Here is an 18745-nt window from a genome sequence, read left to right as displayed (position 1 = left end):
TTGCACAGCTTCCTGAGGATGATCGCGACCGCGAGCGCCAGGACGAGCGGCTCGCGCTGACGTGGACGTCCGACGGCCAGTCCCAGCTCACCGCGGCCGAGTTCCGCAAGGCCGCCTACGACGGCGACGCGGTGCGGCGCTTCGTCTACGGCAAGCCCAAGCTGTACGTGCCGAAGCTGAAGGACGGCGCCTACCCGCAGTGGTTCCTGGTGTCGGTCGACCGGTCCGTCCTGGGGGAGTCCAAGAGCAAGAGCAGGCGCAGGGTGCTGATGGCGTTCATCCTGCGCGGGCCGTCCGACCACTGGAAGCTCACGCTCGCGGCCCCGCTGCAGAAGAAGGCCAAGGAGCCGAAGGTCGCGATCGACAAGGACGGCTACGCGGAGGCGCTGGGCAGCGACGACGAGTCACTGCTGATCCGTCCCCGCGATGTCGGCGGGATCCAGGCGACGATCGCGGCGGAGGGCGGCGGCAGCGTCGCCGCCAAGGTGATGGCCTCCAACGCCGTGACGACCGGCTTCTACAAGGACGCCAGGCGCGCCAAGAAGAAGGCCAAGAAGGACGACCTGACGCTCCAGATCGTCTACACCGCGACGCCGTTCCCCTACTTCGGGCTGCGGGCGAAGAACGGCGGCGGGCTGGTCGTGTACTCGCTGTTCCGCAACACGTCGCTGGTCGCCGAGAAGCCGGGCGCCCCCAAGCCGGAGATCCCTGAGGACGCCGAGCACCTGCTGGACGGGACGGTCGAGGGCAACGAGGTCGACACCACCTCGACGCTGCACTTCGCCGCCTTCGACCCGCCCAAGGCGAAGAAGAAGGACGATCCGCAGCCGAAGGCGCACATGGTCGCCGACGACGGAGCTGTGACGAAGGCCGCAACACCGCCGCTCAAGAAGCCGTAACCGCGGCCCCGATCGGGGCGGGGTCTAGCCGTAGACGCGCTGCAGGACGAGGGCGGCGAACAGCAGGCCGACCAGGATCGCCAGGACGAGCGCGGGCGGCAGGGACGGCCCGTGCCGGTGGAGTTCCGACCGGGCCTCCCGGCAGGTCGGGCAGCGCCCTTCCACCACCGGGTTCGAGCACCGAGCGCAGATGAGATGGTCGCAGCTCATGTCGTGGCCCCAATCTCCGGGATCGGTACGGGTCCGTGCAGGCGAAGCGTCCGCTTCTTCAGTGTCCGTCCACTTATTAGGTATCTTTCGCCATCATCCAGCGTAGCCGGACTGTAGGGTCGTTCCCGCAAGTCCGGGAGCTCGATGGTAGGAAACGGCCGGACGTCGGGAGACGGTTCACATGGCACTGATCGGACGGAACGCACCGATCGGATGGAGTGACGCCCCCGGATGCCCGTACCGTGCGGAGTGGGCCGAGGTAGTTCCCCGTCCCCTCTACACTGCTCGAAGGCTCCGCGTCCCACCCGGTCGTGAAGCCGGGCGGCGCAGGCAAGTGCTCACGGACGCGTCCGTGGCCGCGGGCCGGGCCGCTCCCCAACCCCTACAGCGAACCGCCGTGATGCAGCCGTGATCCATTTCGACAACGTCACCAAGGTCTACCCGAGCCAGAACCGGCCCGCCCTGCAGCATGTGAACGTCGCCATCGAGAAGGGCGAGTTCCTGTTCCTGGTGGGTCCGTCCGGCTCCGGCAAGTCGACCTTCCTGCGCCTCATCCTGAAGGAGGAGCGTCCTTCCCAGGGTCACGTGCACGTGGCGGGCAAGGACCTGAGCCGGCTGAGCAACTGGAAGGTGCCGCACCTGCGCCGCAGGATCGGCTGCGTCTTCCAGGACTTCCGCCTCCTGCCCAACAAGAACGTCTTCGAGAACGTCGCGTTCGCCCTCGAGGTGATCGGCAAGCCGCGGCGCTTCATCGGCAAGGTCGTCCCCGAGGTGATCGACCTCGTCGGCCTGGAGGGCAAGGCCCACCGGATGCCGGACGAGCTGTCCGGCGGCGAGCAGCAGCGCGTCGCCATCGCGCGGGCGTTCGTCAACCGGCCGATGATCCTGCTGGCGGACGAGCCCACGGGGAACATCGACCCCGCCACCTCGATCGGCATCATGAAGGTGCTGGACCGCATCAACCGGACCGGCACCACCGTCGTCATGGCCACCCACGATGCCGCTATCGTCGACGCGTTCCGCAAGCGCGTCGTCGAGCTGGAGGACGGCAGGGTCGTCCGCGACCAGTCGCGCGGCGTGTACGGCCAGGCGTACTGACCATCTGAACCAACGATTCCCGCCGGGGCGTACGACAGCCCGAAGGCGGGGACCGCCCGCTTCGGGCCGCGTTCCCTCATGGCGACGTCCCGGGCGCCCGGGCGGACCAAAGGCGATCAAGGACAGCGAGGCATGCGCGTACAGTTCGTTCTCCAGGAGATCTGGATCGGTCTCCGCCGGAACATGACGATGACGATCTCCCTCGTCATCACCGTCGCCATCGCCATGGCGCTCTTCGGCACCGGGCTGCTCCTGCGTCAGCAGGTCGACGCGTCCAAGAGCTACTGGTACGACAAGATCGAGGTCTCGATCTTCCTGTGCGCCAAGACGAGCTCCAACCCCAGCTGCCAGAAGCAGGACGTCACCGACCAGCAGCGCCAGACGCTCAAGGGCAGCCTGGAGAAGATGCCGCAGGTCTCCGCCGTCGAGTACGAGAACAAGCAGCAGGCGTACGAGCGGTTCAAGGACCGCTTCGCCGGGTCGCCCGGGTTCGTCGAGAGCACCCGTGAGGGCGACATCCCCGACTCGTTCCGGGTCAAGCTGAAGAACCCGGAGGAGTACAAGGCGGTCGCGCAGGCGATGCTCGGCCAGCCCGGCGTCGACACGGTCATCAACGAGCAGGAGATCCTGAAGCGGTTCTTCCGGATCCTGAACGGCCTGCAGGTGGCCGCGCTGACGATCGCGCTGATCCAGGTGATCGCGGCGGTGATGCTGGTCGGCAACACCGTCCGGCTGTCGGCGTTCAACCGGCGCCGCGAGACCGGCATCATGCGGCTGGTCGGCGCGTCCAACACCTACATCCAGATGCCGTTCATCCTGGAGGGCGCGATCGCCGGCCTGATCGGCGGCGTGTTCGCCTCGATCCTGCTGGTCTTCAGCAAGAAACTGCTGATCGACAGACTCGCCGGGCAGGTGCAGCTCGTCAGCCAGCTCGGCTGGAGCCAGGTGATCGCGGTCATCGTGGTGTCGATCTGCTTCGGTGTCCTGCTCTGTGCCGTGGCGTCGTTCCTGACGCTGCGCCGGTACCTGCGGATCTGACATGCCGTCCGGATCCGGGGGAAGTGCCGGATCCGGGCCGTCCGGCCGCCCTAGACTTGCCGCATGTCTCGGTCCGCGCCGTTTCTGAGGAGGCGGCCAGGCCACGTGCTGCGCGGCATGGCCGTCGCGGCGGCGATCGTCTGCGCCTACGGCGCCGGAGTCGTGAGCGGCTCCGGCGCGGACCGGCACGCGGCCGTCGCGGGCGGCGGCTCCGTGCTGGACGAGGCCGCCACGAAGATCGGCCGCCGCGCGGCGGAGCCGGTCGGGCGCGGCGAGCTCGACCGCGCCGCCATCGAGGGCATGCTGCGCGGCCTCGGCGACCGGTGGGCGCACTACTACCCGGCCCGCGAGTACGACGACGTCGAGGGCCGGCTGACCGGCCGCTACAGCGGCGTCGGCCTGTGGCTCGGCGGCACGGGCGGCGACGCCGACGGGAACGGCGCCCGCACGGTGGTCGCGAGCGTCCAGCCGGGCACGCCCGCCGCGCGGGCCGGTGTCCGCGCGGGCGACGTCGTCACCGCCGTGGGGAGCACACCGGTCGACGGCTGGGACATCTCCCGGGTCGCGGAGGCCCTGCGCGGACGTCCGGACGAACCGGTCGAACTAACCGTCGAGCGCGACCGTCGAACCGAACGGTTCCATCTCGTCCGCACACCGGTCCCTGGAGGGAACGTCACCGTGACCGATCTCCCGGACCACGCGCGCCGCATCCGCGTCGGCGCGTTCAGCCGCGGCACGGGCCGCGAGGTCCGGGACGCCGTGACCGGGCGGGCGCCGTCCGGCCGGCCGACCGGCGGGGTGCTGCTCGACCTGCGCGGCAATCCCGGCGGGCTGCTGGACGAGGCGGTCGAGACGGCGTCGGCGTTCCTGGCCGGCGGCCCGGTGGTGACCTACGAGCCGCGCGGCAGGCCCGTCCAGCGGCGCACGGTCACCGCGCCCGGCGACGCCGACACTCCGCTCGTGGTGCTGGTGGACGCGGGCACCGCGAGCGCCGCGGAGATCGTCGCGGGCTCCCTGCGCGACCGGGACCGCGCGGTGATCGTAGGATCGCGTACATACGGGAAGGGCTCGGTCCAGGAACCGATCGGGCTCGCCGACGGGTCGGTCATCGAGCTGACCGTCGGGCGGTACCGCACCCCGGGCGGCCGTAACCTCGACGGGGTCGGGATCGAACCCGACGTGGCGGTGTCCGCCGACCGCCCGCCGGACGCGGCCGAGCGGCGCGCCCGGACGGTGCTGCACGGCCTGCGCGCGACGATGCCGGGCAAAGACTGACGAGGGCCGGACAAGGACTGATGACGTGGCACGGGACACCGGGCGCAAGAAAGACAAGAAGGACACCGGGCGGAAGATCATCGCCCAGAACAAGCGGGCCCGCTACGACTACCACATAGACGACACGTGGGAGGCGGGCATGGTGCTCATGGGCACCGAGGTGAAGGCGCTGCGCGCCGGCCGGGCCTCCCTGGTGGACGGCTACGCCCACGTCATGGACGGCGAGGTGTGGCTGGAGCACGTCCACATCCCCGAGTACACCCAGGGCACCTGGACCAACCACGCGCCGCGCCGGCGCCGCAAGCTGCTCCTGCACAAGCGCGAGATCCAGAAGATCATCGCCAAGTCGTCCGAACCGGGGTGGACGCTGATCCCGCTCTCCCTGTACTTCAAGGACGGTAAGGCCAAGGTCGAGATCGGGCTGGCCCGTGGTAAGAAGTCCTACGACAAGCGCCAGGCCATCGCCAAGCGGGAAGCCGACCGCGAGATGCAGAAGGCGGCGGCGGCCCGGTTCAGGAGACGGTGAAAGGTGTCGATGAACAGCCAGGACCATCGGAAACGGCGCCGGATACCGCTGCGGCCGATCGCGATGGGGCTGGGCGGCCTGACCGTCTGCGGCGCGCTCGTCGCGACCATGATGCCGGGCGCCCGCGCCGAGCCTTCCGCGATGCCCGCCGTCCGCGACTTCCTGATCGCCTGGCAGGTCGGCAACTACGAGGCCGCCGCCTCCAAGACCGTGGGCGCCGACAAGAAGGAGGTCGAGGAGGCGCTCGGCCGCGTCCGGCAGCAGCTCGACGCGGCGTCGCTGCGGCTGTCCCTCGGCACCGAGGTGGAGGACGGCGGCGTCGACCAGATCGTCAAGAAGGGCGACGAGGCCGACGCGCGCTTCACCGTCAAGATCGACCTCGGCGAGAACGGCCAGCCGTGGGAGTACCCGGGGCTGATGCACCTGCGGCGCGTCGACGGCAAGTGGAAGGTCGTCTGGAGCCCGTCGGTCATCAACACCAAGCTGAAGCCGGGGCAGCGGCTCGCCGTGGTGACCGAGGTGCCGAAGCGGGCCCCCATCACCGACACGCGGGGCCGCTCCGTGCTGAGCCAGGTCCGCGCCTACAACTTCGGCGTGTACCCGGGCCAGCTCGCCGATCCGGCGAAGACGCTGGATCTGCTCGCCAAGCAGACCAAGATCGACGGCGGCCGCCGGCTGGACGCCGACCGCCTGCTCGGCCGGGTCCGCTCCGCCCCGCCGCAGACGTTCCTGCCGCTGCTGACCCTCCAGTCCCCGACGCACAACGCGCTCATCAAGCGGCTGGCCGCCATCCCCGGGCTCCAGTACCAGGAGGTCAGGGAGCCGATCGCCGCCGCCTACGCCCCGGAGCTGGTCGGCAGCCTCGGCCCGGCCACCGCCGACCGGCTGCAGCAGGTCGGCGCCCCCTCCCAGCCCGGCGACACGATCGGCGTCAGCGGCATCCAGCTGCTCCAGCAGCGTCGCCTCGCCGGCACGCCGACCATCCGCGTCGTCGCGCAGGACGAGTCCGGCAAGAACACCGAGGAGCTGCGGTCCTGGGAGGGCCAGCAGCCCGAGCCGGTCCAGACGACCCTCGACCCGACCTACCAGCGGCGCGCCGACCGCACGCTCCAGGGCCTGCGGTACCCGGCGTCCATGGTCGTGGTGCGGCCGAGCACCGGCGAGGTCCTCGCCGCGGCCAACTATGGGACGAACGGCGAGAACCGCGCGTTCGAGGGGCACTACCCGCCCGGGCTCGCGTTCGGGATCGTGTCCGCCGAGGCCCTGTTCTCCCAGGTCCGGCTCGACCCGTCCGCCGAGACCGCCTGCCCCGGCTCCCTCACCATCGGCGGCAAGACGTTCACGAACAAGGCACGCGGCGAGACCACCTTCTCCAACGCGTTCGCCGGGTCCTGCAAGACGAGCCTCGCGCAGCTCGGCGGCAAGCTGGACGCGCAGGCCCTCGTCCGGGAGGCCGGCCAGTTCGGCATCGGCAAGGACTGGGGCCTGTCCGTCCCCGCGTTCACCGGCTCCGTGCCCACCCCCGCCAACGAGGGCGAGAAGGCCGCCACCATGGTCGGCGAGGGCAACGTCGAGGTGAGCCCGCTGTCCATGGCCCTCGTCGCCGCCGCCGCGTACACCGGCACCTGGAAGCCGCCGTACGTCCTCCGGGACATCCCGAAGACCGTCCAGGCCCCGCCCGCGCAGAGCCTGCCGCCGGAAGCGATCGCCAGCCTCAAACGCGTCCTCACCCGGACCGCCACCCACGGCAACGCCCGCCACGCCCGCGTCGCCGGAGACGTCACCGGCGTCGCCGCCTACACCGCCTACGAGCGGGGCGGCGAGAAGAAGGGCGTCTCCTGGTTCGTCGGGTCCAGCGGCGACCGCGCGTTCGCGATCGCCGTCGAAGGCCCCGTCAACACCGCGAAGCTCGCCGCCAGGTTCCTCGGCGGCGGCCGCTCCTGAGCCGGTTTTGGCATCTCTTTACGGACGGGACGCAACCATCCCCCCGCCCGCGTGCGTCTTCCCGGGTGACTGAGACTCCGCTTGGGGGGTTGCGGACTCAGTCGCCGTGATGAGACCAGAGCCTCGTCTCGGGGGAGGCTCTGCCGTCCGGACCGGCCCGACCCTGCCGGTCGGCCCCGGTGGGCGCGGCACATCCCGCGCCCACCGGGGCTCACGGCCGTCCGGCCCCGTCCGGCCGGGGAATGGGATTGCCCGCGCACGCGTTACCCTAGTAACGTCATCGTGCGGACGTCCCCCGGGACGCCTGCTTTGACAACTCAACATGGGGGTGACCGGCTTCGACTTCGGTCGTTCGAGCCAGGGGAAGCGGGTCGAGGGTTGCTGTCGTGACCTCGTTAATCCTGTGACAGCAAACCAATAACTGCCAACAAGAAGCAGTCCGAGTTCGCCCTCGCCGCCTGAGCGAGGAGCGAACTCTGTCAGCCCGGTAGCGTCTCCGAACCGGGGTCTGGCATCGTAAGGAGACTCCACCTATCGACCCGGTCGCGGGGCCGGTAGGGAAAACGAACAGCGACTGAGTCCGTCGGCGACACGCCTGCGTGAGCGCCGGGACTGAGAAAGCGATAAGCAGGCTGCGCCCGGAGAAGCCCTGACCCATCACCGAAGGACGCGGGTTCGATTCCCGCCACCTCCACTCGTAATACCAGATACGGCCCGACCGGAATATGGTCGGGCCGTTTCTGTCGCTGGTCGGTTGGGTGGGATCGACGCGCTCGCCACTGTGGTTGCGAAGGTTGTTGCAGGACGCTTGCAGGTGGCTGGGCGCCAGGGGGCTTCCCATCGGGTACTTGACCTGGCGCCAGAGCGCATCGTCTCGTTGAGTTGCGGTGTATCGCGGTCAGGTCACAGGTCGGCCGCCTCGCGCGCGGATGGTGTGGAGACGGGCGAGAACGGCCATGAAGCCGGCGATCGGGAGCCAGATGAGCGCGGTGAACTCGGCGTGCTCGAACTCGCCGTCGTACGGGAGAAGGGCAGCGGGGACCGGGGAGATCAGTCCGGCCATCAACAGCCCGAACGAGAGCCAGAAGGTCGCGCTCTGGCCCGGCGTCAGGGTGGGGGACGCGCGGCGCCGCGCAACCCGCCAGGCGCACACGATCGCCAGGATCAGGCCGGACGGTAGCAGGATCAGCGTGAGCACGGCGCTCCGCGCGCGCATGTCGGCCGGGACCTGACCGGTCCTCTGGGACGCGTCCCCCTCCGAGATCTCGGTCAGCGTGCCGCGCCAGACGGTGCCGGTGACACGGTCGCCCTTGGCGAGTTCTCCCCAGACCGGGCCGGGGTTGCCGAACGTCGATCTCCACCGGTGGCCGGCCGCGTCCGTCAGGACCGTGTACGGCCTCTTGCCCCGGCCGCGAGGGTCGTCGACTTCCGTCACCGTGAACTCCTGCTTCCACAGGCAGTCGGCAGGCTCGATCGGGACGGCGGGGCAGGGCGTGGCCAACTCGTACGCGCGCAGGTCACGGTCACCGTCGGGCAGGTACGCCACGAGCGCGCCGACGGCGCCCGCCACCATGCCGAGGCCGATGAGGAGGAAGACGATCGCCCCAGCGGTGCTGCGGACAAAGCGTGCCATCAGGGCATATCTGTCCACGGCTACACCACTGCGACGATGGGGTCAGACGGGAACGAGTTCAGCATCACGCCTCATAGTGTTCCAATACGGGGGTCCTGTGGGATCTCCCAATGCGGCAGGGCTGTACGGCGAACCCGACCCGGCCATCCGGGTCGTCCGTGACGTCTTCGACGAGGCGCTCTGGATTCCATCCGCGCCCGTAGACGCTCTACCTGGCTCCGCCCCTCCTTTTCCCTCGCGGCTGAGCTTCGTGCGTTTGACCGGCAGTGCTACCTCGGAGTGCCGCGGCTCCAGACCTGTGCGGTCAGGGCCGCGGCACCGCCCATCAGGGCGACGCCCAGCGGGACGTGGACGGCGGTGTCGCCGTTCTCGCCGAGAGCGAACTGGGCGAGGGTGAGCACGGTCATGATCAGGCCGGTGGCCAGGGGGCGCGCCGATCCGCCGCCGCGCCGTACCAGGATCGCGGCGACGACGGTGACGAGGAGGGCCAGGACGACGATGCCGGACGTGGTCCGGTGCGTCTCGCCGCCGTTCTCGGCGCCGTCCAGGAGCAGGCCCGCGGTGATTCCCTGGATGAACATGGCGGTCGCCAGGAAGGCGGCGGCGGCTTTCAGCAGCCCGTAGAAGCGGGGCGGGGCGGATGCGGCCGGTTCGCGAACGGCGTGGGCGGTGGGGGACGGCAACGGTCACTCCTTTGAGAACGTCGGACTCCCCTCGGAAGGGGAGGTGGGCGGCGTAGGTCACGCGTGCGTCCCCCTAAAGACTTCCGCCGCGCGTGGAATGTGACTCGCAGCCGAGAATTCGCCCGTCCGCTGGAGTGAGTGCTGCCGTGGATGTGGGCGCGGTCGACCCTTGCACGTCTAATTCCTCATGCGTAGAATAAAAATTCCCCACGTGGGGAACTGGCTGCCGTGCGAGGAGGCGTGATGGCCGGACGCAGGCCGGGGCCGAGCGACACCCGGGCGCTGATCCTCGGCGCCGCGACGGCGCGCTTCACCTCCCGCGGCTACGAGGCCACGAGCATGCGGCAGATCGCCGCCGACGCGGACGTGGATCCCGCGCTCGTGCGGTACTTCTTCGGCACCAAGGAGAAGCTGTTCGCCGAGATGGCCGCCGCGGTGATCCGTCCCGACCGCGCCGTCTCGATCCTGGCCGCCGGGCCGCGGGCCGAACTCGGCGAGCGGCTCGTCCGCTACTTCCTCGGCCTGCTCGGCGACGTCGACGCGCCGGGCCCGCTGCTCGGGCTGATCCGCTCGGCGGTCACGCTGGAGCGGGCCGCCGCGCTGCTGCGGGAGTTCCTCACCGGCCAGGTGCTCGGCCCGATCGCCGAGCTGGCCGGTGAGGACGAGGCCGAGCTGCGCGCGGCGCTGGCCGCCAGCCAGCTCGTCGGGCTGGCGATCACCCGCTACGCCCTTGGTCTGCCGGCGCTCACCGCCGCCGAGACCGAGCACCTGGTCGCCTGGGTGGCTCCCACCCTGCAGCGCTACTACACGGGCGGCGCTCCGTAATCCGGAACGCGCCCGGCGGGTGGGGCGCGGCGTCCCAGAGAGGTGTGTCATGACCGGACTCCCCAAGACCACCGATGTCCTGATCGCCGGTGCCGGGCCCACCGGACTCTCCCTGGCCGCGACGCTGTGCGCCGCGGGCATCGAATGCTGCGTGATCGACGGTGTGGAGGAGGGCGGCAACTACTCGCGCGCGGTCGGCACCCTGCCCCGGTCGCTGGAGATGCTGCAGCGGATCCAGGTCGGCGAACGGCTGGCGGAGGCCGGCAACCACGCCGAGCGGATCAGGATCTTCTCCGGCGAACGCGACCGCAACATCGCCACCCTGCGGTTGGACCGGCTGGACACCGCGTTCCCCTACGCCGTCCTCCTGCCGCAGCACACCACCGAGGAGATCATCCTCGCCCGGCTCCGGGAGCTGGGCGGCGGCGTCCACCGGCCCCTGAAGCTGAGCGGCATGGAGCAGGCCGATGACGAGGTCGTCGCGGTGGTGGCGGACGCCGGAGGGGAGGAGCACACCGTCCGCGCGAAGTACCTCGTCGGCGCGGACGGCACGCGCAGCGACGTCCGGAGGATGGCCGGGATCCCCTTCCCCGGGGAGACCTTCCACCAGCGGTTCGTCCTGGCCGACATGGAGCTGGGCGGTGGGTCCCCCGCGGATGAGATCCACCTGTTCTTCGCGCGGCCCGGCGCCGTGATCATGGGGCGGATGCCGGGGAGGCTGCACCGGGTCTGCCTGTCGGTCGACCGGCTGCCCGACGAGATGACCGCCGGTGCCGCGGAGGCGCTGCTGCGGCAGCGCGCCCCGGCACAGCGGGCCGTCCGGGTGCTCCGCGTGGCGCACGACTCCCACACCAGGATCCACCACCGGGTGGCGGAGCGGTTCCGCGCGGGCCGGGTCTTCCTGGCCGGCGACGCCGCCCACGTCAACAGCCCCATCATCGGCCAGGGAATGAACCTGGGCATCCAGGACGGGATCACCCTGGGCGAGGTCCTGGTGAAGGCCATGAACCGGGCGGAGGACGCCCTCGACTCCTATGAACGCGTCCGCCGCCCGATCGCCGAGGACGCCGTCGGCGCCACGCGGCGCCTCAACGCCCTCGCCACCGAGCGCGCTCCGTGGAAGGGCGCCCTCCGGGACATGGTCCTCCCCCTCACCGCGATCCCCCCGGTGAACCGCAAGATGATCTACCGGCTCAGCCGCCTCGTCGACCGCTGACCCCGCCACTTCGCCGATAAAAGGCGCAGGTGAGGGATGTACACGGCGGCTCGGCTGTTGTTAAGGTCACGTTCCACATGAGCGGAACGCCTGTTCCGCTGGGCGGATCAATTCGACGGACAAGGGGATTGGTTCATGCGTCCAGGTTCAGGATCGAGTGAGGCGGCGCCGCGCGGGCGGCTCGGCACGATGACGGCCATCCCGGAGTTCGACGGCGAGAGCCGCCTCGACTTCGTCGAGGGACTGCGCCGCTTCACCCTGAGGGAGATCAACCCCGTGGCGGCGGGCGCGGTCCGGGAGCGGGCCGCCGAACGGCGTCCGGAGAACCTGGACGATCTGCGGGCCGTGGCCGAGTCCGTGCCGCTGGTCGGGCTGCGGAACCGGTTGCTGCGCTCCACCCAGGACCTGAACTGGGCGCAGGTGGTGGCGGCCTACGAGCCGCTGCGTCCGGCGCTGGAGGCCGAGCTGGACGACGCCGAAGGGCGCGGCCCCGGCCGCCTGGAACTCGCCGAGGACTGGGAGCACCCCGGCTACTCCGCCGACGTGCACTTCCACCGCCAGCCGGGCGGCTACCACGACGAGCCGCTCGCCGGGTACATCTACCACTACGGCACCAAGGTCTTCCATCTCGGGACCAACGACCGCGACGAGGCCAAGATCGCCCGTGCCCGGGAGGTGCCCGCCCCCGCGGACGGGTCCGTCGCGCGCGTCCTGGACATCGCCTGCTCCATCGGCGCCATGACCGTGGCCTTCAAGGAGCGCTGGCCGGACGCCGAGGTGTGGGGGATCGACGCCGCCGCGCCGCTGCTGCGGTACGCGCACGCCCGCGCCGTCCGGCTCGGCGCCGATGTCGTCTTCGCCCAGCGGCTGGCCGAGGACCTGCGCTTCCCCGACGGCACCTTCGACGTCGCCTATCTCGGCACGATCCTGCACGAGGTCCCCTGGGACGTCGCGCTGCGCGCGGTCGCCGAGGCGCGGCGGGTGCTGCGGCCCGGCGGCGTCCTCATCGTCCACGAGATGCGCCAGCCCGACGACCCGCCGGACCCGTGGGCGACCTACGACCGCGACTTCGACACCCGCTTCAACGGCGAGCCGTTCGCGTTCCGGTTCGTGCACGGCGGGATCGGCGCCGAACTGGAGCGGCTGTTCGCGGCGGTCGAGTTCACCAACGGCCGGACGGCGACGTGGGTGTGCACGGCATGAGCGAGACCACCGGGAACTGGCGGGTGGAGGGCCCGCAGCCGCTCGGCGCCTTCGTCGGCGAGGGCGTCAACGACCAGCTCATGCAGATCAGCGTCCAGCTCGCCGCCGAGCTGTGGGCGACGCGCCGCCGCCTGGCCGCGCTGGAGGCGCAGCTCGTGGCCGGGGGCATGGTCGTGTCGCCGGACGCGATCGAACCGGACGAGTTCGACGCGGCCGCGGCCGGCGGGGCCGGCGACCGCGCCGACCGGGACGCCTTCATCCGGCGCGTGTTCGGCGGGCTGGCCACGTGACGGTCCGCGTCGGGGTCGTGGTGCCGTCCGCGAACCCCACCGTCGAACCGGAGACCCGGCGGCTGCTGCCGCCGGGCGTCGACCCGTACGTGGCGCGGATGGCGGCGCCGCCGGGCCTGGACCTGCCCGCCCGCCTCGACTGGTACGGGGCCAACGCGGGCGAGGCGATCGCGTCCCTGGCCGGGCTGGACCTGGCCGCGGTGCTCGTCGCCTGCACCGGTGCGACGTACCGGCTCGGTCCGGACGGCGACCGGCGGTGGTCGGACGCGCTCGCGGAGCGGTACGGCGTCCCCGTCGTCACCTCGGCGGGCGCCCTGCTCGGCGCGCTGCGCGCCGCCGACGTGAGCCGCGTGTCGATCGTGTCGCCCTACCCGTCCTGGCTCACCGGCCAGTGCGCGGAGTTCTGGCGCGCGGCCGGGATGCGGGTGGACGTCCACGAAGTGCGGGGCGGCCGCCCCATCTACGCCACCGGCGACGGCGACGTGCGGGCTGCGGTGCGGGCCGCGCTGGGCTCCGGCACCGCCGGACCCGGGCACGCCGTCGTGGTCGCGGGCACCGGGGCGGCGAGCCTCGGCGTGCTCGACGAGCTGACCCCTGCCGGCTCGCTGCTGCTGTCGTCCAACCTCGCCGGGACGTGGGCCCTGCTGCACGCGGCGGACGCCTCGCAGGCGCTCGCCGCGTCGACCGGAGCGCTCGCCCGGCTGGCCGAGGAGGCCCGCACGCGGCCCCCGGCCCTCGACCAGGAAGGCGGGGCTCGATGACCGCGCCCGTGATCGTCGTCGGGGCGGGCCCCGTCGGCCTGGCCGCTGCGCTCGCGCTGGCCGCCGAGCGGGTGCCCGTCACCGTGCTGGAGGCCGAGCAGGCCGGGGTGCGCAAGGAATGGCGCGGCTCGACGCTGCACCCGCCGACGCTGGCGCTGCTGGACCGCGTCGGCGCCGCGGCGGACGCCGTCGCCCACGGCGTCCGCGTGGACCGCCTGCAGTTCCGCGACCTGCAACTGCCCGACCGCGCGACCTTCGACTACGGCGTGCTGGAGGGACGGACGCCGTTCCCGTTCCGCGTCCAGTACGAGCAGTACAAGCTGCTGCGGCGGTTGCGCGACCTGGCCGAGGCGTCCCCGGACGTGGACCTGCGCCAGGAGCACCGCGTCGTCGGCCTGACCGGCGCGGAGGACGGCGCGACCGCCGCGACCGTGACGCTGGCCGGCGGCTCCCGCCTGACCGCGCCGTACGTCGTCGCCGCCGACGGGGCGCACAGCGCGCTGCGCAAGCTCGCCGGGATCGGCTTCCCCGGCGACACCTACCCGTCGCAGAGCCTGGTCGCCGCCACGCCGTTCCCGTTCGAGGACGCGGTGGACGACCTCGGCCCCGTCTCCTACTGGAGCGGCCCCCGCGGCCGGCTGTCCCTCATCCGCACCCCGGACGTGTGGCGCGTCGCGATCAGCACCACCGCCGCCACCGACGGCGCGCCTACCACCGGGGCCGAGGGGCCCCACCCCGAACTGGCGGACGCCCTCGACCTGCTGGTCGGGGACCGGAGCTGGGCCCGCGACCCGCTCCAGCAGCACCAGTTCTACCGGAGCCACCAGCGGGTCGCCGACCGGTTCCGCGCCGGCCGGCTGCTGCTCGCGGGCGACGCCGCCCACCTGTCCAGCACGACCGGCGGGATGGGGCTGAACTCCGGCGTCCACGACGCGTTCGACCTCGCCGCCCGGCTCGGCCCGGCGCTGCGGGCGGGCGGCGACGGCGACGCCGCCGCGGACGCGTACGCGGCCGCCCGCCGGGACGCCGCCGTCCGCGTCGTCCAGCCGGCGACCCGGACCGTGCGCGCGGGCGTCGACGCCACCGCCCGGGACGCCCGCCTCGCCCGGCTCCGGGACCTCGCCGCGACCGCCGCCGACCCGGCCGCCGGCACCCGCCACCTGAGCGCCCTGAGCATGCTCGACGCAGTCGAAGGAGTGAGCCGTTGACCGCCGTCCTGTCGCCCATCACGGGCGAGGTGATCGAGGACGTCGCCGCGACGACCCCGAACGGGCTGGACGCGGTGCTGCGCGCCGCCGAGGCCGCCGCGCCGCACTGGCGGGCGGTCCCGGCGTCCGAGCGGGGCCGCCTGCTGGTGGAGATCGGCCGCCGGATGCGGGCCCGCGCCGCCGAGATCGCCGAGCTGGAGACGCTGAACACCGGCAAGCTCCCGGCGGACACGCGCCGCGAGGCCGACCGTGCCGCCGCGTGCTTCGAGTACTACGGCGGGTGGGCCGACAAGGCGCACGGCACGGTCGTGCCGGTCCCGGGCCCGTTCCACACGTACACGACGCGGGAGCCGTACGGGGTCGTCGCGGGGATCATCCCGTGGAACGTCCCGTACTTCTTCGCCGCGAAGAAGATCGCGCCCGCGCTCGCGTTCGGCAACGCCGTCGTGCTCAAGCCCGCCGCCGAGACCCCGCTCACCGCCCTGCTGCTCGGCCGGATCGTCGGCGAGGTCCTCGCCGAGGCCGGGCATCCCGCGGGCGTCGCGCAGGTCGTGCACGGCGGCGGCGACGTCGGCCGCGCGCTCGTCGAGGATCCCCGCGTCCGGCTGGTGGTGTTCACCGGCTCGGACGCCACCGGCGCCCGCGTCGGCGCCGCCGCGGCCGCGCACTTCGCGCCGTCCGCGCTGGAGCTCGGCGGGAAGTCGCCGCAGCTGGTGTTCGCCGACGCCGACCTGGACGCCGCGGCGGCCGGGGTCGTCGAGGGCTTCACCGGGTCGTGCGGGCAGATGTGCATCGCCGGCTCGCGGCTGTACGTGCAGCGCGAGGTGTTCCCCGACGTCCTGGAGCGCGTCGCGCGGCGGGTCGGGGAGCTGCGCGTCGGGGACCCGCGCGCGGCCGGCACCCAGGTCGGGCCGCAGGTGACCGCCGCCCAGGCCGCCAAGACCCGCGCGTTCGTGGACGGCGGCACCGCCCGGGGCGCGCGCGTCGTCGCGCGGGCCGGGACGCCCGCCGAGCCGGAGCTGGCGGGCGGCAACTGGGTGGCGCCGACCGTGTTCACCGGCGTCCCCGCCGGCGACCCGCTGCTCACCGAGGAGGTCTTCGGCCCGGTGCTGTGCGCCGAGCCGTTCGACGACGAGGACGACGCCGTCCGCCTCGCCCACGACACCCGGTTCGGGCTCGGCGCGGGGGTGTGGACCGGCGATCCGGGACGCGCCCACCGCCTCGCCGACGCCCTCCGGGTGGGGACGGTCTGGGTGAACACCTACCGCATCCTGTCCGACATGGTGCCGTTCGGCGGCGTCGGCGCGTCCGGGTACGGGCGCGAGGGCGGTACCGACGCCGTCCACCTCTACACCTGGACCAAGAGCGTGTGGCTCTCCACGTCGCCCGGCGTCCCCGCCGGCTACCGGAAGGACTGAGATGCGTCCCGCGCTCGCCCCCGAGATCGCGCACCGCGACGGACTGTTCGTGGACGGGCGGGTCGTCCCGGCCCGGTCCCGCGCGGTCGTCGAGATCGTCTCCCCGTCCGACGGGACGGTCGTCGGCAGCGTCCCGGACGGGTCGGCCGCCGACGTGGACGCGGCCGTCGCGTCCGCCCGCGCCGCCTTCGCCGACCCGCGCGGCTGGCGCACCTGGGAGCCGGCCGACCGGGCCGCCGCGCTGGAGCGGCTCGCCGACCTGCTGCAGGAGCGCGACGCCGAGCTGACCGTGCTGCTCGCCCACGAGATCGGGCGGCCGGTCGGCGGCGCGCCCGCCCGTGCGAACCGGGCCGCGGAACTGCTGCGCTACTACGCGGGGATCGCCCGCTCGCTCGTCGTCGACGAGGTGCGCCCGGTGCCGGAACGGCGGGGCCCCGGCAGCGTCCGGCGCTCGATCGTGCGCCGCGGCCCGCGCGGGGTCACGGCGGCGATCGTGCCCTACAACGGGACGCTGCCGATGGGCATGTACAAGATCGGGCCGACCCTCGCGCTAGGCGGTACGGTGGTGCTGAAACCGCCCCCTCAGGCACCGCTGGAGGCATTCCTGTTCGCCGAGTGCGCCGCCGCGGCCGGGCTGCCCCCGGGAGTGGTCAACGTGGTCACCGGCGGACGGGAGACGGGCGAGGCCCTCGTCGGCCATCCGGGCGTCGACATCGTCGGCTTCACCGGGTCGTCGGAGGCGGGGCGGCACATCGCGGCCCGCTGCGCCGCCGCGCTCACCCCCGTGGTCCTCGAACTCGGCGGCAAGTCCGCCGCCGTCCTGCTGGACGACGCCGACCTCGACCGGTTCGCCGCGGCGCTGCCGTTCCTCGCCTACACCTTCACCGGGCAGAACTGCTTCATCCAGAGCCGCGTGATCGTCCCGCGCGCCATGCTCGCGGAGGTCACCGAGCGGGTCGCGGAGGTGTCGGCCTCGCTGCCCGTCGGCGACCCGTTCGACCCCGCCACCCGGCTCGGCCCGCTCATCTCGGCCGCGCACCGCGACCGCGTCGAGGGGCTGATCGCCGCGGGCCGGGCCGAGGGCGCCCGGCTGGTGTCCGGCGGGGAGCGCCCGAAGGGCCTGGACGACGGGTTCTACCTGACGCCCGCCGTGTTCACCGAGGCGCGCAGCGAGATGCGGATCTGCCAGGAGGAGGTCTTCGGCCCCGTCGTGACGATCATTCCGGCGTCCGACGAGGACGAGGCCGTCGCCATCGCCAACGACACCGACTTCGGCCTGGCCGGGTCGGTGTGGAGCGCCGACGAGGCCCGCGCCCTGCGGGTGGCGGCGCGGCTGGACACGGGCACGGTCGGCGTCAACGGGTTCGGTTTCAACACGGCCGCGCCGTTCGCGGGGCGCCGGTCGAGCGGGCTCGGCACGGAACTCGGCCCGGAGGGTTTCGAGGCGTATGTCCAGTACCAGAGCTTCCACCTGGTCGGGTGATGGGATGTCCACTGTGAGCGTCGGCGGCGGCGTCAACGAGGGCGCGGACAGCGCCGAACCGGTCAAGGGCCAGACGGTCACGGGGGTCGACCGGGTCCTCGACATCCTCATCTACCTCGGCGAGGCGGGACGGCCCACGCTCGGCGTCACCGAGATCGCCGACGGGCTCGGGCTGTCCAAGGCGGTCGTCCACCGGAGCCTGACGAGCTGCCGGGCCAAGGGCTTCATCACGTTCCACCCGTCGACCCGCCGGTACAGCCTCGGGCCCCGCATCGTCAGCCTCGCGCTCGGCTACCTCGACCGGATCGACATCCGCGCCGAGGCGCGCCCGGTCCTCACCGAGCTGTCGCGGGCGACCCAGGAGACGACGACGCTGTCCACCCGCTCGGGCTGGCACCGGGTCTACGTCGACCAGGTCACCCCCGACCGCGACGTGAAGATGATGGTGCAGCTCGGCGCCGCGTTCCCGCTGCACGCGGGCGCGTCGTCCAAGGCGTTCCTGGCCTTCCTGGACCCGGCCGAACGCGAGCAGTACCTGGCGTCGCAGCCCATGAGCAAGCTGACCGGCAACACCATCACGCAGCGCCCCACGCTGCGCGAGGAACTGGCGCACATCGCCGAGGTCGGTTACGCGATCTCCTACGGCGAGCGCGACCCGAGCGCGGGCTCGGTGGCCGCGCCGGTGTTCGGCCCCACCGGGACGCCGCTCGCCGTGATCTCGATCGCCGGGCCGCTGGAGCGGTTCCGCGGCGAGGTCGACCGGCTCGCGGACCTGGTGCAGCAGGCCGCCGCCGACCTGACCGCGCAGGTCGGCGGGCAGGTCGGCGGGCAGGTCGGCGGGCAGGGTGCGCAGGCCGGTGCGCAGGCCGACCGGGCGCGGTCGCGGTGATCGCCTCCGTCACCGTCGTCACCGCCGATCTGGACGCCGCCGTCGCGGCCTACGGTGACCCGCGGTTGGAGGGGGGAGTTGGGCCGCTGGACGTGCCCGCTTCCGTCGGCCTCCCGGCGGCGCGCGGCGGTGGGACGGGACGGCGG

18 protein-coding genes and 1 other RNA gene are annotated in these 18745 nt (G+C 72.6%); 16 read left to right on the top strand and 3 right to left on the bottom strand.

Going from position 1 to position 18745, the window contains the following annotated elements:
- A partial coding sequence (locus ETD96_RS44950; protein ID WP_171069156.1) for a DUF8094 domain-containing protein occupies positions 1-899 on the top strand: 899 nt, incomplete at its 5' end.
- Between the two features lie 24 nt (positions 900-923).
- On the opposite strand, the gene ETD96_RS21370 is transcribed toward ETD96_RS44950, so the two are convergent.
- A complete protein-coding gene (locus tag ETD96_RS21370) occupies positions 924-1109 on the bottom strand; it encodes a hypothetical protein (RefSeq protein WP_138638242.1) in 186 nt (61 codons plus the stop codon).
- Positions 1110-1517: 408 nt separating this feature from the next.
- Here ETD96_RS21370 and ftsE point away from each other — a divergent pair, with 408 nt between their 5' ends.
- The 6 genes from ftsE to ssrA all read left to right on the top strand — a co-directional run bounded on the left by ftsE (position 1518) and on the right by ssrA (position 7687).
- Complete coding sequence (ftsE, locus tag ETD96_RS21365; RefSeq protein ID WP_021597771.1) at positions 1518-2207, top strand: cell division ATP-binding protein FtsE; 690 nt, start codon at positions 1518-1520, stop codon at positions 2205-2207.
- 132 nt (positions 2208-2339) lie between these two features.
- A complete protein-coding gene (ftsX, locus tag ETD96_RS21360; protein ID WP_138638241.1) occupies positions 2340-3245 on the top strand; it encodes a permease-like cell division protein FtsX in 906 nt (301 codons plus the stop codon).
- Positions 3246-3308: 63 nt separating this feature from the next.
- Positions 3309-4520, top strand: a complete 1212-nt coding sequence (locus ETD96_RS21355; RefSeq protein ID WP_240807966.1) for a S41 family peptidase — start codon at positions 3309-3311, stop codon at positions 4518-4520.
- 25 nt (positions 4521-4545) lie between these two features.
- Positions 4546-5046 carry an SsrA-binding protein SmpB gene (gene smpB, locus ETD96_RS21350; protein ID WP_138638240.1) on the top strand — a complete coding sequence of 167 codons (501 nt, stop codon included), beginning with the start codon at positions 4546-4548 and terminating at the stop codon, positions 5044-5046.
- Positions 5047-5055: 9 nt separating this feature from the next.
- Positions 5056-6990, top strand: coding sequence for a penicillin-binding transpeptidase domain-containing protein (locus ETD96_RS21345; protein ID WP_138638239.1), 1935 nt, complete (start codon positions 5056-5058; stop codon positions 6988-6990).
- Positions 6991-7314: 324 nt separating this feature from the next.
- Positions 7315-7687, top strand: a transfer-messenger RNA (tmRNA) gene (ssrA, locus tag ETD96_RS21340).
- A 201-nt stretch (positions 7688-7888) separates the two neighbouring features.
- On the opposite strand, the gene ETD96_RS21335 is transcribed toward ssrA, so the two are convergent.
- Positions 7889-8623 carry a hypothetical protein gene (locus ETD96_RS21335; RefSeq protein WP_138638238.1) on the bottom strand — a complete coding sequence of 245 codons (735 nt, stop codon included), beginning with the start codon at positions 8621-8623 and terminating at the stop codon, positions 7889-7891.
- Positions 8624-8892: 269 nt separating this feature from the next.
- Positions 8893-9306 carry a hypothetical protein gene (locus ETD96_RS21330; protein WP_138638237.1) on the bottom strand — a complete coding sequence of 138 codons (414 nt, stop codon included), beginning with the start codon at positions 9304-9306 and terminating at the stop codon, positions 8893-8895.
- A gap of 243 nt (positions 9307-9549) precedes the next feature.
- Here ETD96_RS21330 and ETD96_RS21325 point away from each other — a divergent pair, with 243 nt between their 5' ends.
- The 9 genes from ETD96_RS21325 (at position 9550) to ETD96_RS21285 (ending at position 18599) form a co-directional block, all read left to right on the top strand.
- Entirely contained in the window at positions 9550-10131 is a 582-nt protein-coding gene (locus ETD96_RS21325; protein ID WP_138638236.1) for a TetR/AcrR family transcriptional regulator, read from the top strand.
- Between the two features lie 49 nt (positions 10132-10180).
- A complete protein-coding gene (locus tag ETD96_RS21320; RefSeq protein ID WP_138638235.1) occupies positions 10181-11347 on the top strand; it encodes an FAD-dependent oxidoreductase in 1167 nt (388 codons plus the stop codon).
- Positions 11348-11482: 135 nt separating this feature from the next.
- On the top strand, positions 11483-12550 hold the full coding sequence (locus ETD96_RS21315; protein WP_138638234.1) for a class I SAM-dependent methyltransferase: 1068 nt from the start codon (positions 11483-11485) through the stop codon (positions 12548-12550).
- Positions 12547-12840, top strand: coding sequence for a hypothetical protein (locus tag ETD96_RS44945; RefSeq protein ID WP_171069155.1), 294 nt, complete (start codon positions 12547-12549; stop codon positions 12838-12840). Before ETD96_RS21315 ends, ETD96_RS44945 begins: the two co-directional genes overlap by 4 nt.
- On the top strand, positions 12837-13601 hold the full coding sequence (locus tag ETD96_RS21305; RefSeq protein WP_138638233.1) for a maleate cis-trans isomerase family protein: 765 nt from the start codon (positions 12837-12839) through the stop codon (positions 13599-13601). Before ETD96_RS44945 ends, ETD96_RS21305 begins: the two co-directional genes overlap by 4 nt.
- Positions 13598-14809 (top strand): FAD-dependent oxidoreductase, encoded by a 1212-nt coding sequence (locus ETD96_RS21300; RefSeq protein ID WP_138638232.1) that lies wholly within the window; start codon positions 13598-13600, stop codon positions 14807-14809. Before ETD96_RS21305 ends, ETD96_RS21300 begins: the two co-directional genes overlap by 4 nt.
- Positions 14806-16227 carry an aldehyde dehydrogenase family protein gene (locus tag ETD96_RS21295; RefSeq protein WP_138638231.1) on the top strand — a complete coding sequence of 474 codons (1422 nt, stop codon included), beginning with the start codon at positions 14806-14808 and terminating at the stop codon, positions 16225-16227. The genes ETD96_RS21300 and ETD96_RS21295 overlap by 4 nt, the downstream gene beginning before the upstream one ends.
- A gap of 1 nt (position 16228) precedes the next feature.
- The gene (locus ETD96_RS21290; RefSeq protein WP_138638230.1) at positions 16229-17710 is read left to right on the top strand and encodes an aldehyde dehydrogenase family protein; all 1482 of its coding nucleotides are present in this window, start codon (positions 16229-16231) and stop codon (positions 17708-17710) included.
- A 4-nt stretch (positions 17711-17714) separates the two neighbouring features.
- Positions 17715-18599, top strand: coding sequence for an IclR family transcriptional regulator (locus ETD96_RS21285; protein WP_138638229.1), 885 nt, complete (start codon positions 17715-17717; stop codon positions 18597-18599).
- The last annotated feature ends 146 nt before the right edge of the window (positions 18600-18745 follow it).

Source organism: Actinomadura geliboluensis (genome assembly GCF_005889745.1).
Lineage (GTDB): Bacteria > Actinomycetota > Actinomycetes > Streptosporangiales > Streptosporangiaceae > Spirillospora > Spirillospora geliboluensis.
The sequence above is the reverse complement of the archived record's forward strand: the minus strand, read 5'-3'. Positions and strand labels throughout refer to the sequence as shown.

Excerpts from the sequence above, each read along its gene's own strand:
- ETD96_RS44945 (WP_171069155.1), top strand. The coding sequence starts at position 12,547 with ATGAGCGAGACCACCGGGAACTGGCGGGTGGAGGGCCCGCAGCCGCTC.
- ETD96_RS21320 (WP_138638235.1), top strand. The coding sequence starts at position 10,181 with ATGACCGGACTCCCCAAGACCACCGATGTCCTGATCGCCGGTGCCGGG.
- ETD96_RS21300 (WP_138638232.1), top strand. The coding sequence starts at position 13,598 with ATGACCGCGCCCGTGATCGTCGTCGGGGCGGGCCCCGTCGGCCTGGCC.
- ETD96_RS21285 (WP_138638229.1), top strand. The coding sequence starts at position 17,715 with ATGTCCACTGTGAGCGTCGGCGGCGGCGTCAACGAGGGCGCGGACAGC.
- ETD96_RS21335 (WP_138638238.1), bottom strand. The coding sequence starts at position 8,623 with ATGGCACGCTTTGTCCGCAGCACCGCTGGGGCGATCGTCTTCCTCCTC.
- ETD96_RS21355 (WP_240807966.1), top strand. The coding sequence starts at position 3,309 with ATGTCTCGGTCCGCGCCGTTTCTGAGGAGGCGGCCAGGCCACGTGCTG.
- ETD96_RS21345 (WP_138638239.1), top strand. The coding sequence starts at position 5,056 with ATGAACAGCCAGGACCATCGGAAACGGCGCCGGATACCGCTGCGGCCG.
- ETD96_RS21290 (WP_138638230.1), top strand. The coding sequence starts at position 16,229 with ATGCGTCCCGCGCTCGCCCCCGAGATCGCGCACCGCGACGGACTGTTC.
- ftsX (WP_138638241.1), top strand. The coding sequence starts at position 2,340 with ATGCGCGTACAGTTCGTTCTCCAGGAGATCTGGATCGGTCTCCGCCGG.
- ETD96_RS21315 (WP_138638234.1), top strand. The coding sequence starts at position 11,483 with ATGCGTCCAGGTTCAGGATCGAGTGAGGCGGCGCCGCGCGGGCGGCTC.
- ETD96_RS21325 (WP_138638236.1), top strand. The coding sequence starts at position 9,550 with ATGGCCGGACGCAGGCCGGGGCCGAGCGACACCCGGGCGCTGATCCTC.
- ETD96_RS21370 (WP_138638242.1), bottom strand. The coding sequence starts at position 1,109 with ATGAGCTGCGACCATCTCATCTGCGCTCGGTGCTCGAACCCGGTGGTG.